Genomic DNA, 15,202 nt, shown 5'->3' with positions numbered 1-15,202 from the left:
TAACCCCCCCCCACCCATTCAAGCACTGCCCGCGCGATCCGCTGGTACCGATGTCGCCTCAATAATACGGCCGATAGCGGCTAGTCGAATGGCGCCTGTCGGCCAACGCGGTCACCGAGATCGACGCACCTTGCGCCGGTATTATCCGCGTCGCAGGATCCTCCGAATACTCATCATCAATGGAGTCCGCGTTGGAAAGCAAAATCAAACCTGAGATTGATAGAGCTGCATACGAGTTTAGAGGATTCGACCATGCATGCGTCCATGCGTGAGGATGTCAGGGGACGAACGAGCTGGATCAATCGTCTGTTTCTGGTCTAAAGCGGTCAGTCGGGTTTCATCAAAATGGTCAAAGTCTCTGTGATGAGTCCCAGCGGATTTCGAGTTCGGATATTTCGCGCTTCAACTGCTCCAGTGTTTCAAACCAGGAATCGATCCCGTGGTGCCGGTCGAGTATCAAGTAGAGGAAAAATCCTCCTGTTTCGCCCGCGCTGTCATCTTTAATATTGACCTTCCAGCCCGTCTGCTCACCCGTCATGATTGTTCCAGTGAGAATGGTCTGCATAAGTGGCTCGCTGCAACGATTTGATTGCATATTAAACGAACACTTCAGTCGGAGGATGGATGAAAGGAAGCTGCGCCTGTGGGGCTGTAGGTTATGAGATCGACAGCATTGATATGCCGATCAGCCATTGTCATTGCATGACTTGCCGCAAGACCCATGCAGCGGCGTATGTCTCTACGGCTGGAGTTCTAAGGGAGCATTTCAGATGGACTCAGGGCCTGGCGGCACTGAAGGCTTTCGAATCGTCTCCGGGGAAGATCCGACACTTCTGCTCCAGCTGCGGATCGCATCTCGTGGCTGAGCGAGTCGGCTCAGCTGCAATGATCGTGCGAGTTGCCACGTTGGACGAAGATCCTCGTGCCAGGGCTGAATATCACATCTGGACCGAGCATGACGCCGCCTGGCTGGATGGGGAAGGGCTCCCCAAGTATTCCCAGTGGCAGCCCGGCCGGTAATGGTGACTTTACCGGGACCGGGGTGCGCGGATTCTATCAGCCCCTGCCAAAACCAAATATCGAACGCCACTTGCTCGATTGTTTGCGTTCGTAGAACGGCGTCGTCTGTTTAAGGAAGTAATCGCTAAGCCCTGACTCGCTTTCAGACACGCGATAGAGGTCGACCGGCTCACCGTCAGGAGCGGTATCTCCCGCGACATTGCCTGCCTCGCGCAAGACCAGTTCAATGTCGCCGTCAGCCTCGATGCCGATGATCAGGTGCGGTTTTTCGTCCACCGAGGTGTCGTGCATCAGCGCAAGAAATGCACGCTTCACGTTGCGGTGGCTGGCCAGTAGTTGCGTCAGCGACTGCACCATCTTCGACGGGTACTTGGCCGGTTGCCCGAGCAGCACTTTGGTTTCTTTTTCTACCGTGCGGACTGTCGCCTTTTGGCCGACTTGGTCAGATAGCAGATTGCGTACCTCTTCCGGGAAGAACTCTTTTCCATAAGGCGATTTCGGATTCAGGAAGAGGTGGGTGCCTTGCGTCATCTCGAACAAGGATCTGGCCGGGAGCTCGAGGTAGGACTCCTCGCTGTCTATCGATTTCTGTAGCGTTTGCAGCGAGGAAAAAAACGGGATGACAGAAGTACCGTCCGGTTTTTCCCAATGCGCGATGCTGACTTTGCTGCCGGCCTCCAGATCCACTGTGCCGTCCTCAGCGTCCGTCGAACCGAGAACGTAGACAGTGGAGTTCAGCAAAATCCGGAAGAACTCGGGCCGATGGGCAGGCTCGTCGGCGGCCAGTCTGAGCGATTGCTCCAGTGAGTTCTCTTGTGGGTGATTCGTGATGTCCATTCGACTACTCCCTGAAATCAGACATGAACGGGAAGGCAACAAGGGCGCTTCATTCTGCCTGTCATCGCTCACAAAAAAAACGTACCGTCATCGGCTGGACAAAGATATTACTAGTTGTTGCCGCAACGCATAGTTGTTTGTTAGATTGCGCGCCTCAAAAATTAACAGGGACGCGTTATGTTTCTTATCTGGCAAGGCTGGGGCATTCTTTCTATTCTGATTCCATTGGTGGGTCTGATTTCTTTCGCCGGACTTCCAAATGGGCTGGGTGTCGGTGTTGGCTTACTGGTTGCCGCTGCAGCTAATGCCTTTATTGGTCACAAGCTGAATAACGCACCGGGCAAAACCTACATTGACCCCGCCACTGGTGGCGAAGTCGTTTTCCGCAAAAAGCACACGTTGTTCTTCGTGCCGATGCAGTACATGTCGGTGCTGATGGTTATCGTTGGGCTGTTCGCCTTGCTCAACCTGCACTAAGTACAAAAGGTAAACAGGATGCGCGTGGTCTTTCATGACGGCCACGCGCTCTTTTGCGATCGTCCCTGTCAGGGTTTCCCTGATCGCTTAATGAACTCAGCGGTGGCAGAATTTCTCCCCGTGACCCTGATCTATCGGGCGCCGCGACCTTGAAAGCGGGTCTGATCCATGAATTCCTCTCATTGCGTTAGTGTCTTCTTGATGCTGCTCTGCGCCGGGTGCGCCAAAACACCTGTCATACCTCCAGCCGAACTTGCGCTGTTGTCTTTCGAGAAAAGCGCCAATAATTCTTTTATTGTGAATTTCAGCTCGACCGTGAATTTGTTGATTGCTTTCAATCATTACGAAAGATCCAATCAACTCAATCCGACATTGATCTGTTCATTAGACGGAGATATGGAGTTCTCATCAGAACACGCTATCAACGTAAAAGCCGAAGGTCGTGTCGAGGAAAACAGCGAGAATCCATCCGGCTATGAATTCACCACTGAGCTTCTTTTCTATAATGTCAGACCCGACGGAACTCAACACGATCTGAATGACTACGAAGCCATCAGGCCTTTACTGATCAAGCAGTCTTTTATTCCGTGCAAAGTGCGTATTACGGCGTATGGCTACAAGGCTTATTACACCCAGACGCTGCTGATCCCGAGCACGCTGATGCAGGAACGAATGTTTCGCTGAGTTAAACGTTTCTGGGCGACTGCGATCTTCTCAAAAATCGCAGCGTCGGCATGGATACCGCGCCGAGCAGTGCCCTCAGAGCAAACTCCACGACACCCCGACATACACCCCCATTCCCTCACCCGGCGTAGACCGCGCGGCATCCAGCCCTTTGTCGTCATACCCCGGCGTCACCGTTGCTGCGTAGTGCTTGTTGGTCAGGTTGCGCAGGTCCAGCCAGGTCTGCCAGTCGCCCTTCGGTGCGTTGTAACCCAGCGTCGCGCCAAATAGCGCGTACGGATCGGCGTAGTAACTATTGGCGTAATCCACGGCAACTTTCGACACCAATTGGGTATTCATCGCCGCAAAGAATCCTTGCGGCCAGTCGTAGCGTAATTCCCCCTGGTAGTAGTGCATCGGCAATCCCGGCAGGCGGTTATCACTGAAGCGATCATCATCGCGGTAGTGGAAATCGCTGAAGGTATACGCCTGACGCAGGCTCAGTTGGCGGCCGTCATCGGCTGACCAGAGTTTGCTGTTCAAACTGGCTTCGACGCCTTGATGTACGGTGGGGCTGGCGTTGAGCTCATAAGGCGTGACCGCGTTGGCGTCGGGCAGCACGGAAAGCAATTCGTGACGCACTTGTGCGTAATACCAGGCCAGGCTCCATTCGCCGAAGGCGCTGTCGCCGCGACCGCCGAGTTCGAGGGTGGTGGCGGTCTGGTTTTGCAGTTTGATCGGGTCGCGCTGGGTGCCGGTCGCCGCACCGCTGTCTTTCGGGAAGCGAACGTTGGAGCTGTAGATCAGCGACCACGGGTGCGGAGCTTCGACCGAACGGCTAAGGTTGCCGAATACTTGCAGATCAGGGGTTACCTGATAACGCAGGCCCAGGCGGGGGGCGTAGTCCCAGTCGTTCATGCTGGTTTTACCGCCGCCTTGCGGGTAGGTAACGGCGCTTTCGCGGCGGGTATAAATGGCGGCGAGGCCGGTGGTCAGCCACAAGTCGTCGGCGATTTCCAGATCGTTGCCAAAATGCAGGACAGTGTCCGAACCCTGATAAGTGAAGTTGCGCATATGAGTGCCGGGCGCATAGCCAGATGTGTTGGGCGCGGTAGGAATGCGCACCAGCTCGCTCGCGCCGTCATTGGGCAAGTGCTTGGTCACGCGCAGGCCCACATTGCTACGGCTTTCCATGCCCCACAAGGTGTCGCGGCGCTTGTAATCGAAGGTGCCGCTGACATCCGTGTAGGCCACCTTCAAGCGGTTGGGACCTTCGCGCAGGTCCATCGGATAGTCGTGGTAGACGAGGCCGGTCTGGATGCTCGAGTCGTCGTCGATGTAGAACGTGGTCTTGTTGCCGATGAAGGTGCTGCCCGGTTGTTTGCGGCTGTCGTCGCGGGATACATAAGCCGGGTTGGCCGCGCGCGGGTCATGTTCGATGGAATGCTTGGTCACGCGCCCGGCGAGGTTGTTGTCGGTCTGGCGATAACGAATGTAGAAGCGCGTTTCCAGGTTCGGGTTGAAGCGATAACCGAAGTTGGCGATCACGCCTTGGCTCTCGCTGGCGGTGTGATCCTGATAGCCGTCGGCGTTCGAATCGGTCAGCGACATGTAGTAATCGAAGTCGCCCAGCACCTGCCCGGAACTCACCTGACGCTGCTGATAACCATGGCTGCCGGTGGCGTAACGCACTTGCAGTTTCGGCGCGTCGTAGCCCGTGTGGCTGACGTAATCGATGGCGCCGCCCAAGGCCAGCGAGCCACGATCAAAGCCGTTGGCACCGCGCAGCACTTCCACATGGTCGACCCACAGTGGTTCAAGCAATTCGTAAGGCGTGCCGCCGGGGCCGGTCAGCGGCAAGCCATCGAGCATCGTGTACAGCCCCGAAGCATGCGCGCCCGGTGCCCGATTGATGCCCGAGCCGCGAATCGAAATCTTCACCCCTTCGTTGCCCGCCGATTGCGCATAGACCCCCGGCTGATAGGCCAAGACATCCTGATTGCTCGCCACGCGGCCCTGCAACGGCTGGCGCATATCGACCACGTTGGTGCCCCCGGGCACTTGCTCGAGCCGGGACTTGGCGTCCTCGACTGCCGCGTCCGAGCCGCTGCGATCCTCGGCCGAAATCAGCACTTGTCCCAGTTCCAGACCTTGAGTCTCAGCCATCGCCGGACAGGCAAGGGCCAGGCCCAGCAGGGCAGTGGTCAGGGATTTGGTCGCGGACATCGAGAAAACTCCAGGCAGACAGGGGCAGGCAATGAACATTGCGACGTAAGAAAGAACGAAGGAAACACATGGGAATTTGCTTTCTGCCGGTAAAACCGACACGCGCGGTGGCAACAACGCTACTGCGGGCCAGCGACGCGCCGGGTCACACCACGCTGGCGCGATCAAGACGGCTGATATGCCCGACACCGGCTTCCTTCAGGCGGGCAACCAGATCATCCCGCGCGCTTTGCCCACCCGTACGGATGTATTCGAGCTCGGCAGCGGTGATCAATGTCACGCAGACCAGTCTGACCGGCGACAAAGGCATGTCATCGATGCGGGTGGAGAAATCCGGCTCGGGAGCGCCAATCACCATGCCGGTCATGTCGTCGTCGGTGACGAAATGCGCGGGCAGTTGCTCGCTCATGTAATCCGATTTGCTGAAGCCCGGAATTTCATACGACATCGAACCGTATTTCTCCAGCCGATGGACCAGCCCGCCAGCGTGCGCCACTTCGGCCGCGAGGTGTTTCAACAGCTCGAATGCCCAACTGCGCTGGAAGGGGTCGACGTCACCCGGCGCGCCGAGCGCGTGCTCGGGAATGTCCGATGTTTCGATGAACAACTCCATCTCGAAACCATTGCCCATGCCTTCGGCGCCATCGAACGGGTCTGACATGCCTTCGGTCGTGAGGATGATCGAGTCACCACGACGCACCACGCGGTAGGCTTGCCGGGTTGATGGCCAGTCGGGGCCGCCCATGAAACTCGGGCTGATCATGTAACCAAGGACGTCTTTTTCGCTGGTCCCGATAGCATTCCAATGCCGATCCAGGGCTTTCTGGCTGGCTTCACGCTCGGCGAAGTTGGCTTTTTCAGCCTCGCTCAGGTCGTCATAACCGAACGACTCGATGTGCTCTTCGGCGTGTTCCGGGGCCTGAATGGCAGGTTTTTTCGATGAGGTGAACAGCTTTTTGAAGAAGTTCATGCGCGTTCCTTGCGGGCTTGGTGTGCAGCGTCGGGGGAGGGGGCGAATGATACAGAGCGCCGGATATGTGAGGAAGATCACAGGTGCGGTAATCCGCCCGTCGACTGCGCTGAACCTCCGGGAGGACGTTTCTTTCTACCGAGTGAGTCCTTCACGAGAAAAACCTATGTTCGATCAGCGCAAGAAAGAATTACTGGCGGCATGGCGCAAACTGGCGACGCAGTCGCAACTGCGGATGGACCCGGAGGAGCAGTATGACGAGTTGCTCAAGGCAGCCGATGAAATGGAGGAGCAGGGACTGATCACCAGCGCCGAATGGCGGCAACTGGTGCGGGATGCGGGCAGCGTGTTCCGGGGCGATGCGGATCAGACACCCGGCTGAAACGGCCCATGCGAATACCGGTTGATCGGCGTTATAAACCCTCCAGATTAAGGCCGCTGCGAGAGCGGTCTTTTTTTGCTTTCGGCTTCGCCGGCTGTGCGCTTCTCGACGTTTGCAACAGGCGTGCGAACGCCGCTTTGTCGATCGGGCGGCTCATGAAATACCCCTGCACTTCATTGCACTGATCCACGCCAAGAATATCCAGTTGCTCTTCGGTTTCGACGCCCTCAGCGGTGACCGTCAGGCCCATGGCTTTGCCCAGACCAATGATGGCTTGCACCACCGCCCGGTCATTGGCGCCGCTGCTGATCGAGGCGATAAAACGCTTGTCGATCTTGATCCCGTCGAACGGGTATGCGCGCAGGTAACCCAGTGACGAGTAACCGGTGCCAAAGTCGTCCATGTTCAGGCGCACGCCCAGTTCTTTCAGCGCATTCATGGTGGTCAGCGCGCCGTCGGTATCGTTGAGCATGACGTTTTCGGTGATTTCCAGCTCCAGGCGACTCGCCGGAAAACGTGTGGCAACCAGCACTTCGCGGACATCCTCAACCACGTCGGTCACGGCAAACTGCGCCGGGGACAGGTTGACCGACAGCAGAATGTCTTCCGGCCAGCTCAACGCCGTCTCGCAGGCTTCGCGCAACACCCAGCGACCGAGCGGGACGATCAGATCGGTCTGCTCCGCCAGCGGGATAAACAGGTCCGGCCCAAGCAGGCCCTTGGTTGGATGTTGCCAGCGCACCAGTGCCTCGACCGAGACAATCTGCTTGCCGTCGACCTTGTAGCGCGGTTGATAGTGCAGGACGAATTCGTTGTGCTTGAGCGCGTGGCGCATATCGTCCTCAAGTTGCCGGCGCGTCTGGATCTGGTCACTCATGTGCGCTTCGAAATAACACCAGGTGTTCTTGCCCTCGGATTTGGCCTGATACAGCGCGATGTCGGCGTAACGGATCAGCTCGCCGGGGGCGAAACCGTGGCGGCGACTGAGGGCGATGCCGATACTGGCGCCGATGTGCAGCGGATGATCCTCGAAGATCACCGGTTGGTGCAGGCTGCCGATCAGGCGTGTGCAGAACTTGTCGATTTCGTGGCGGCTGTCCATACCGTTGAGCACAACGACGAATTCGTCGCCGCCGAGACGGGCGACAATGTCGTCGTCGCGGGTGCATTCACGCAGGCGGGCGGCGACTTCTTGCAGCACTGCATCACCGGCAGGGTGGCCGAGTGAGTCGTTGATCGGTTTGAAGTTGTCCAGATCGATCATCAACAATGACAGCGCTGGCGCGTGCTCGCGAAGCATCAGTGCCTCATCCAGATAACGCGCCAGTTTGTTGCGGTTGGGCAGGCCGGTCAGGGCATCATGCATGGACAGGTGCTGGATCTGTGCATGGGCGGCGACTTCGTCGGTGATGTCGCTGGCGGTGCCGCGATAACCGATGACGGCATGCTTGTCGAAGATCGGGCGCGCGGAGAGGCGACAGTGACGTTGCTGGCCGGAATGGTCGCGGTAGGTGCAACGCAAGTCGCTGGCATGGCCTTCTTCAGTGAGTTTTTTCAGCCACAGTTCCAGCGGCGTGGTGTCGCAGAACAACAGTTGGCTGATGCCTTGACCTAGCCAGAAGGTTTGCGGATAACCGGTCACTTCACTGAACCGTGCCGATAAATAGGTCAGCGACAGATCCCGATCAACTTCCCAGATCCAGTCCGAAGCGGCTTCTGCCACCGCACGAAAACGTTCTTCACTGGCTTCAAGTCCACGGTTGGCGCTTTCCAGCGCCAGATTCGAGCTCTGCATCACTGCAAAACTTTTGTCGACGTATTGCGATGAGCGCAAGGCGTGGCGAAAGAAGTACGCGGTCAGCAACATCAGCACCACCATTGTTGCGCCGAGGGTGGGCAGCAATGACCACAATAACTGGCGCCCCGGGCGTTCCAGATCTGCAATCAGGCTGTAACCCGTGTTGTCCAGCGATACCCGAGGTCGGGCCGGATCAAGGGTTTCATCCAGTGCCAGAGTCAGGTTGTTCAAGCCATAACCGCTGCCGATCTTGCGCAGCTTGGTCGGGGTGAGCTTCTCGACGAACACCAGCACCGAGGCTTTCTGCGCGGGGTCCAGTGGCCGTTCATCGTTGGGCAGGATCGTCGCCGCCGAGACCAGTGCCGGCCAGCCCTCGAACAGTGCGTAGCTGCTGACGGCCTGGGTCAGATCGCTCTGGCTTTGCACCTGATCCAGCAGCGACGCGGCACTGGCCCCGAGAAACGCGGAGATGTCCGAGTCGAGCATTTGCCCACGAACCACCGCGTATTTGGTCCGCTCGCGATCCAGCACAAACACGCCGTCATAGCCGTCCGTGGTGAACAGGGTTTTGCCGACATTTTGCTCGGTATAGGCCCAGTTCGTGTCGACCTGATCGCCGAGGTGCTCATAAGCCGTGGTCCAGTTGGCGTAACTGGTGATGTAGTTTTTTGACGCAGTGATGCGGTTTTCCACGGCGCGAGCGGAATAGAACCGGGTTTTGTTGATTTCTTCGCTGTCGAGCCGGTTGGCGATACCGAGCAGGGCAACGGTCGCAGCAATCACGCCCGTAACAAACAGTGCGCCGACGGCGACCGCCAGGCGCCGGGTGACGGCGCTTTGCCGGGGTGGAGCAGGCGCCGCATAACTGGAAATATCCATTCGCTCGTCCTTGATCCGCAGTCTTCTGAATCTGGAACAGTGGCGCGTGCACAATGTTCAGATTCTTTTTCGCGATTGCATTGATCCGAATCTGTAGAAGCGTAGTGAACCCGACGAGTCTTTGCCTTGGCGTGTTTGCAACAATTGACGACTGACCCGCAAAACTCGCTGCGGGCATGCATCTGCGGCCCGTAAACCGCGTGGCGCCGGTCAGCGGCGATTCCCGAAAGCACAAGACTTCCCGCTCAAAAACCGGATAATGGCCGCCATTCGTTTAGCCGTATTCTGGTAATCCCGCATGGAAATCAAGGTCAACTTTCTCGACAACCTTCGACTTGAAGCCAAGTTCGACGACTTCACGGTGATCGCCGATCAGCCCATTCGCTACAAGGGCGATGGCTCGGCACCGGGACCGTTCGATTACTTCCTGGCGTCGTCGGCCTTGTGCGCGGCTTACTTTGTGAAGTTGTACTGCGACACGCGTAACATCCCCACCGAAAACATTCGCCTGTCGCAGAACAACATTGTCGATCCGGAAAACCGCTACAACCAGATCTTCAAGATCCAGGTCGAGCTGCCGGCGGACATCTCGGAGAAGGATCGTCTGGGCATCCTGCGCTCCATCGACCGTTGCACCGTGAAGAAGGTCGTGCAGACCGGTCCCGAGTTCATCATCGAAGAGGTGGAAAACCTCGACGCCGATGCTCAGGCGCTGTTGATGCCGCACTCCACTTCAGAAGCGGGCACTTACATCGCCGGCAAGGATCTGCCGCTGGAGCAGACCATCGCCAACATGTCGGGGATTCTCGCCGACCTGGGCATGAAGATCGAAATCGCGTCGTGGCGCAATATCGTGCCTAACGTCTGGTCGCTGCATATCCGCGACGCGCACTCGCCAATGTGCTTCACCAACGGCAAGGGCGCGACCAAAGAGGGCGCGCTGGCCTCGGCGCTGGGCGAGTTCATCGAGCGGCTGAACTGCAACTTCTTCTACAACGATCAGTTCTGGGGCGAAGAGATCGCCAATGCCGAGTTCGTGCATTACCCGGACGAGCGCTGGTTCAAGCCCGGCCCGAAAGACGCGCTGCCAACCGAAATCCTCGACGAATACTGCCTGGGCATTTACAACCGCGATGGCGAGCTGCTCGGTTCGCATCTGTACGACACCAACTCCGGCAACACCCAGCGCGGCATCTGCTCGCTGCCGTTCGTGCGCCAGTCCGACAATGAAGTGGTGTACTTCCCGTCCAACCTGATCGAAAACCTGTTCCTCAGCAACGGCATGAGCGCTGGCAACACGCTGGCCGAAGCGCAGGTGCAGTGCCTATCGGAAATCTTTGAACGCGCGGTCAAACGCGAAATCCTCGAAGGTGAAATGGCCCTGCCGGATGTGCCGCAGGCAGTGCTCGAGAAGTACCCGAGCATTCTGGCCGGTATCAAGGGTCTGGAAGAACAGGGCTTTCCGGTGCTGGTCAAGGACGCGTCGCTGGGCGGTGAATTCCCGGTGATGTGCGTGACCCTGATGAACCCGCGCACCGGCGGTGTGTTTGCCTCGTTTGGCGCGCACCCAAGCCTGGAAGTGGCGCTGGAGCGCAGCCTGACCGAATTGTTGCAGGGTCGTAGCTTCGAGGGTCTGAACGACTTGCCGCAGCCGACTTTCTCGGGTCAGGCTGTAACCGAGCCGAACAACTTCGTCGAGCACTTCATCGACTCCAGCGGTGTGGTGTCGTGGCGCTTCTTCAGTGCCAAGCCAGACTTCGAATTCGTCGAGTGGGACTTCTCCGGTCAAGGCGAAGACTCCAACGCCGAGGAAGCCGCAACACTGTTCGGCATCCTCGAAGACATGGGCAAAGAAGTCTACATGGCGGTCTATGAGCACATCGGTGCCAAGGCCTGCCGGATTCTGGTGCCAGACTACTCGGAGATCTACCCGGTCGAAGACCTGATCTGGGACAACACCAACAAAGCCCTGCAATTCCGTGCCGACATCCTCAACCTGCACAGCCTGAGCAAAGTCGGCCTGCGTAACCTCGCCCAGGGCCTGGAAAACAGCGAGCTGGACGATTACACCGAAATCACTACGCTGATCGGCGTCGAGTTCGATGACAACACGCCGTGGGGCAAGTTGACCATCCTCGAACTGCGCCTGCTGATCTACCTCGCCTTGCAGAAGTACGATCAAGCGAAAGACCTGGTCGAAGCCTTCCTGCAATACAACGACAACACCGTCGAACGCGGCTTGTTCTATCAAGCGGTGAACGTGGTGCTGGAGATGGAACTGGACGAGGACCTGGTGCTGGCTGACTACGAAACCAACTTCCGCCGCATGTTCGGCGACGAGCGCATGGACGCGGCCATTGGTTCGGTAAACGGCAGCGTGCGCTTCTATGGTTTGACGCCGACGAGCATGAAGCTGGAAGGACTGGACCGGCATCTGCGCTTGATCGAGAGCTACAAGAAGCTGCATTCGGCGCGGGCCAACTTCACGGCTTGAGACCATAAATAGTGCAGGCACTTGAATAGACTGTGGCGCTGACTAACTGCGGCGAGGGAGCACACTTCCTCGCCGCAGTGGTGATGCAAGGCTTTCGAAACCCTCTGAATTAATGGAATGCCCTCAGTGATGGAGACACGCAGATGGTTGGAGTAGTGGTGAAGTCGAAGCTGGTCAACTTTCTGGTGACCGGTGTGGAGGTGAATTACGACAGGGTTGGCGCTGTGTATGACATCGTCGGCAGCGGCGATGTCGACGTGTTGGCCCGCGTGATGAAGTCCTTCGAAAAAGCCTACGGTGGTTTGTGGGTGGGCGGGAAAATGCTGCTGACCGAGACGGCGGTTCACCTGAGTGCCAATGTTTTGAACCGCATGGTGCAAAAAGGCTCGCTGGACATTGAGATTCCCCTGGAACTGATTCGCAATGTTTGCAACGAAGGCGGGTTCTTTACCAAAGTCATCCGCCTGGACACTGACGCCGGCAGCGTCAAATTCCGCTGCTACGGTGCAAAGGAAGTCGTTGCGTTGATCGAGCGCTACCAAAAGCTGCATTCGGAGGCAGCCAGCGTGGCGGGCTGAACCCAAACCAGCGAAACACCTGTGACTGAGTACCTGTGGCGAGGGAGCTTGCTCCCGCTGGCCCGCTCTTTATAAGAGGGGCCGCTGCACACCCCGGCGGGACGCAGCGACGATCCGACAAGCCTTCGCCACAGTTCAGTGTAGCGTCAGGACTGGCCCAGGCGTTTCTCCATGATGATCGTGCGTTCGACACCATGAAACTCATCGCGGATTTTCTCGAAGCCCAGCGAGGCATAAAAGGCTTCGGCGGTAATGGAGGAGGGCACTCGCAGACGCTGTACGCCTTCCTTGATGGCGATTGACTCAAGGGTATCCATCAGCTTTTTGCCGATTCCGACGCCTTGATGGCACGGAGCAACAAACACGCTTCTGACCACATCCCGATCAAGACTGGCCGTTGCAACAACGTGCTGATCGATTGTCGCCACAAACATCCGACGTTGATTCAACAACTGCAGGATCGCCGCAGGAGAGAAGCTTTTCTCTACCTGATCGATGATTTCTGGCGAATAGTCCTGGGCATTGGATTCACGCAGGGCGGCGATAATGATCTCGCTGATTGCCGGGGCATCGTCGCCGGTTGCGAGGCGAATCTGCTGACTCATTGAGATGGCTCCATGGTTTACGCTACCTTCCGTGGCTCTATACGGGGCAATGCCCGAGTGAAAATAGCAAAAAGGGAACGATATGGCAGGTGAGGGGCTTGTGGACATTCTTGTGAATGATCTTTCGGTGATCTTTTGCGGCATCAATCCCGGCCTGCTGGCCGCCGCACAGGGACATCACTTCGCCGGCCGTGGCAACCGGTTCTGGCGCACGCTGCATCTGGCCGGGTTCACGCCTGAAGAGATTCGCCCGGAAGATGACCGGACGATCCTGCAATATCACTGCGGATTGACCGCTGTCGTGGATCGCCCGACGGCGCGAGCGGATCAGCTGTCCCTGGATGAATTCAATGCCGCTGCCGCCAACTTCGAGCTAAAGATCAGGCGTTACGCCCCCGGGTTTGTCGCGTTTCTGGGCAAAGCGGCGTTTGCCGCGTTGTCCGGTCAGCGTGAGGTGCAGTGGGGGCGTCAGGACAGCACCTTTGGTGGGGCCGCGGTGTGGGTATTGCCCAATCCGAGCGGGCGCAATCTGGCGTTCACGCAGGAGCAATTGGTGACGGCGTATCGAGCACTTCGTCTGGCCGTCAGGCCTTAGCGTCCCTGCGCCGACGCTGCCAACTGCGCGGTGTCGACCCGCACAAACACCGAGTCGCCCACCGCTGTCAGCACGTCCCCTGCAAACACCTCGCAGATCACCCGGGTCTTGCGCCCGACTTCACCTTCGACTTTCGCCTTCAGGGTCAGCGCTACGCCCATCGGCGTCGGTTTGATGAACTTGATACCAAGGTTGCCGGTGACGCAGTCGATGCGCGGCAGGGTCCCAGGATCGCGGTTTTCTGCGCGGTAGTGATAAGCCATTGCGGTCCAGTTGGAGTGGCAATCGACCAGCATCGCGATCAGCCCGCCGTAAACCAGTTCTGGCCAGCCGCAGTATTGCGCCTCAGGCAGATGTTCCGCGACAACGTGGATGCCGTCTTCGTGCCAGCGGCTTTTGATGTGCAGGCCGTGCGGATTGCGACCGCCGCAGCCATAGCAAACGCCCTCGGGCGCGGCGCTGTCTTGCAGTGAGGTGTCGAAGCTGGACATGGGGATGGTCATCCTGGAGTGGTGCGCCCGGTCAGGCGAATGCGGTTGCGCCCGCCGCGTTTGGATTCGTAGAGCGCGGCGTCGCCTTGTTCGATCAGTGCGGCGAGACTGGCGGGCGGTGTGTCGAAAATCGTGGCACCGATGCTCAGCGTCACGGCGTCAGGCGTCGGGAATGTCTGTGAAGAGGTTGTCAGGAATTGCTCGCGCAAGGCGTCGCCCAGTTCAACTATGCGTTCATTGGAGGCATGGGCCAACAGGATCACGAACTCGTCGCCGCCCAGACGCGCCGTCAGCGCTTCACGGGGCAGAAGCGCGCGGATCAACTCGCTCAAGGCGATCAGCAAGCGGTCGCCGGCGGTGTGGCCGTACTGGTCGTTGACCAGTTTGAAATTGTCGATATCGATCAGCAACAGAGCACCGGGACGTTGCGGCGAGGTGTCCTGCAACAAGCGCGGTGCGCGCATTTCGAGGGCGCGGCGGTTGTACAGGGCCGTCAGCGGATCGCGGGCCGCGAGACGGGCGATCTCTTTTTCGCGGCGGTAGCGTTCGGTGCCGGTCATCGACAGCGCAATCAGCATGATCGCCATGGTGCCTTCGACCAGCGAGATCTGAATGATCTCGCCACGAAACGCCGCCAGATCGATGAGCGTGCCGGGAATCATCACGGTCAGCGCTTTGAGAACATAGAAAATCCCGTGGGCCAGCAAGACGTAGCGCAGTTGCACCGCACCGACGCTTAGCGACTTGCCGTGGGGGCGCAGCAGAAAACTCGCCTTGAGTGTCGACAGCGCCACCAGCAGCGAGTTGGCCGCCAGCATCACCTTCGACCACAGCGGTCCTTCCGGCAACACCAGCATGACCAGCCAAATGACAAAGATCAGCGACCAGCCGCGAGACAGGCGTGTCTGGGTGAAGCGTGCAACACCCAGCAGAAACAGAAAGTGGGCGGTCACCAACAGGCCGTTGGCGAACCAGATGCCGATCAACACAAAGCCAATGCTGCGCAGCAGGGCAAGGGTTGAACCCACGGTAATCGTGGCGAAACCAGCGCTCCAGAACAGTAGCGAGGGCTCACGAATACTGCGCCACTCGATCGCCAGATACAGCGCCGCGGCGGCGGCGAGGGCGATCGAGATAGTCAACATCGTAGGAGGGTCGAGCGGCATTTCTGGCAGAGCCTGTCTGAT

At 58.2% G+C, this 15,202-nt stretch carries 15 protein-coding genes; 7 read left to right on the top strand and 8 right to left on the bottom strand.

The annotated features are described in order from the left end of the window. Positions 1-349 precede the first annotated feature (349 nt). Positions 350-565 (bottom strand): hypothetical protein, encoded by a 216-nt coding sequence (locus tag ACVVH8_RS16665; RefSeq protein WP_475224986.1) that lies wholly within the window; start codon positions 563-565, stop codon positions 350-352. Positions 566-624: 59 nt separating this feature from the next. Here ACVVH8_RS16665 and ACVVH8_RS16660 point away from each other — a divergent pair, with 59 nt between their 5' ends. Continuing rightward, the gene (locus tag ACVVH8_RS16660) at positions 625-1,020 is read left to right on the top strand and encodes a GFA family protein (protein ID WP_475224983.1); all 396 of its coding nucleotides are present in this window, start codon (positions 625-627) and stop codon (positions 1,018-1,020) included. A gap of 36 nt (positions 1,021-1,056) precedes the next feature. On the opposite strand, the gene sseB is transcribed toward ACVVH8_RS16660, so the two are convergent. Further along, positions 1,057-1,857 (bottom strand): enhanced serine sensitivity protein SseB, encoded by an 801-nt coding sequence (gene sseB / locus ACVVH8_RS16655; protein WP_475224980.1) that lies wholly within the window; start codon positions 1,855-1,857, stop codon positions 1,057-1,059. Positions 1,858-2,034: 177 nt separating this feature from the next. On the opposite strand from sseB, the gene ACVVH8_RS16650 reads away from it, so the two are divergent. Further along, on the top strand, positions 2,035-2,334 hold the full coding sequence (locus tag ACVVH8_RS16650) for a hypothetical protein (RefSeq protein WP_212809121.1): 300 nt from the start codon (positions 2,035-2,037) through the stop codon (positions 2,332-2,334). Between the two features lie 168 nt (positions 2,335-2,502). Further along, a complete protein-coding gene (locus ACVVH8_RS16645; RefSeq protein WP_212809120.1) occupies positions 2,503-3,018 on the top strand; it encodes a hypothetical protein in 516 nt (171 codons plus the stop codon). A gap of 75 nt (positions 3,019-3,093) precedes the next feature. Here the strand turns inward: ACVVH8_RS16645 and ACVVH8_RS16640 are convergent, their stop codons facing one another. After that, positions 3,094-5,223 carry a TonB-dependent receptor family protein gene (locus ACVVH8_RS16640; protein WP_475224978.1) on the bottom strand — a complete coding sequence of 710 codons (2,130 nt, stop codon included), beginning with the start codon at positions 5,221-5,223 and terminating at the stop codon, positions 3,094-3,096. Positions 5,224-5,368: 145 nt separating this feature from the next. Next, complete coding sequence (locus tag ACVVH8_RS16635) at positions 5,369-6,193, bottom strand: suppressor of fused domain protein (protein ID WP_103302321.1); 825 nt, start codon at positions 6,191-6,193, stop codon at positions 5,369-5,371. Between the two features lie 166 nt (positions 6,194-6,359). Here ACVVH8_RS16635 and ACVVH8_RS16630 point away from each other — a divergent pair, with 166 nt between their 5' ends. Continuing rightward, positions 6,360-6,575 carry a hypothetical protein gene (locus tag ACVVH8_RS16630; RefSeq protein ID WP_103302320.1) on the top strand — a complete coding sequence of 72 codons (216 nt, stop codon included), beginning with the start codon at positions 6,360-6,362 and terminating at the stop codon, positions 6,573-6,575. Between the two features lie 31 nt (positions 6,576-6,606). Here ACVVH8_RS16630 and ACVVH8_RS16625 read toward each other — a convergent pair whose 3' ends face one another. After that, complete coding sequence (locus tag ACVVH8_RS16625; RefSeq protein ID WP_475224975.1) at positions 6,607-9,252, bottom strand: bifunctional diguanylate cyclase/phosphodiesterase; 2,646 nt, start codon at positions 9,250-9,252, stop codon at positions 6,607-6,609. Between the two features lie 298 nt (positions 9,253-9,550). On the opposite strand from ACVVH8_RS16625, the gene ACVVH8_RS16620 reads away from it, so the two are divergent. After that, complete coding sequence (locus ACVVH8_RS16620) at positions 9,551-11,746, top strand: OsmC domain/YcaO domain-containing protein (protein WP_103302318.1); 2,196 nt, start codon at positions 9,551-9,553, stop codon at positions 11,744-11,746. Between the two features lie 143 nt (positions 11,747-11,889). Further along, positions 11,890-12,324, top strand: a complete 435-nt coding sequence (locus ACVVH8_RS16615; RefSeq protein WP_475224972.1) for a hypothetical protein — start codon at positions 11,890-11,892, stop codon at positions 12,322-12,324. Positions 12,325-12,470: 146 nt separating this feature from the next. Here ACVVH8_RS16615 and ACVVH8_RS16610 read toward each other — a convergent pair whose 3' ends face one another. Next, complete coding sequence (locus tag ACVVH8_RS16610; protein WP_475224969.1) at positions 12,471-12,929, bottom strand: N-acetyltransferase family protein; 459 nt, start codon at positions 12,927-12,929, stop codon at positions 12,471-12,473. Positions 12,930-13,011: 82 nt separating this feature from the next. Here ACVVH8_RS16610 and mug point away from each other — a divergent pair, with 82 nt between their 5' ends. Next, entirely contained in the window at positions 13,012-13,524 is a 513-nt protein-coding gene (mug, locus tag ACVVH8_RS16605; protein ID WP_475224967.1) for a G/U mismatch-specific DNA glycosylase, read from the top strand. On the opposite strand, the gene ACVVH8_RS16600 is transcribed toward mug, so the two are convergent. Then, positions 13,521-14,015 (bottom strand): PaaI family thioesterase, encoded by a 495-nt coding sequence (locus tag ACVVH8_RS16600; protein WP_315447194.1) that lies wholly within the window; start codon positions 14,013-14,015, stop codon positions 13,521-13,523. The two genes, mug and ACVVH8_RS16600, sit on opposite strands and share 4 nt — an antisense overlap. Positions 14,016-14,023: 8 nt before the next feature. Next, positions 14,024-15,181, bottom strand: coding sequence for a GGDEF domain-containing protein (locus tag ACVVH8_RS16595; protein WP_475224965.1), 1,158 nt, complete (start codon positions 15,179-15,181; stop codon positions 14,024-14,026). Between the last annotated feature and the right edge of the window lie 21 nt (positions 15,182-15,202).

It is taken from the genome of Pseudomonas trutticola BRTCR10, from assembly GCF_056155105.1.
Note: the sequence above shows the minus strand (reverse complement) of the source record. Positions and strands in the feature narration are given on the sequence as shown.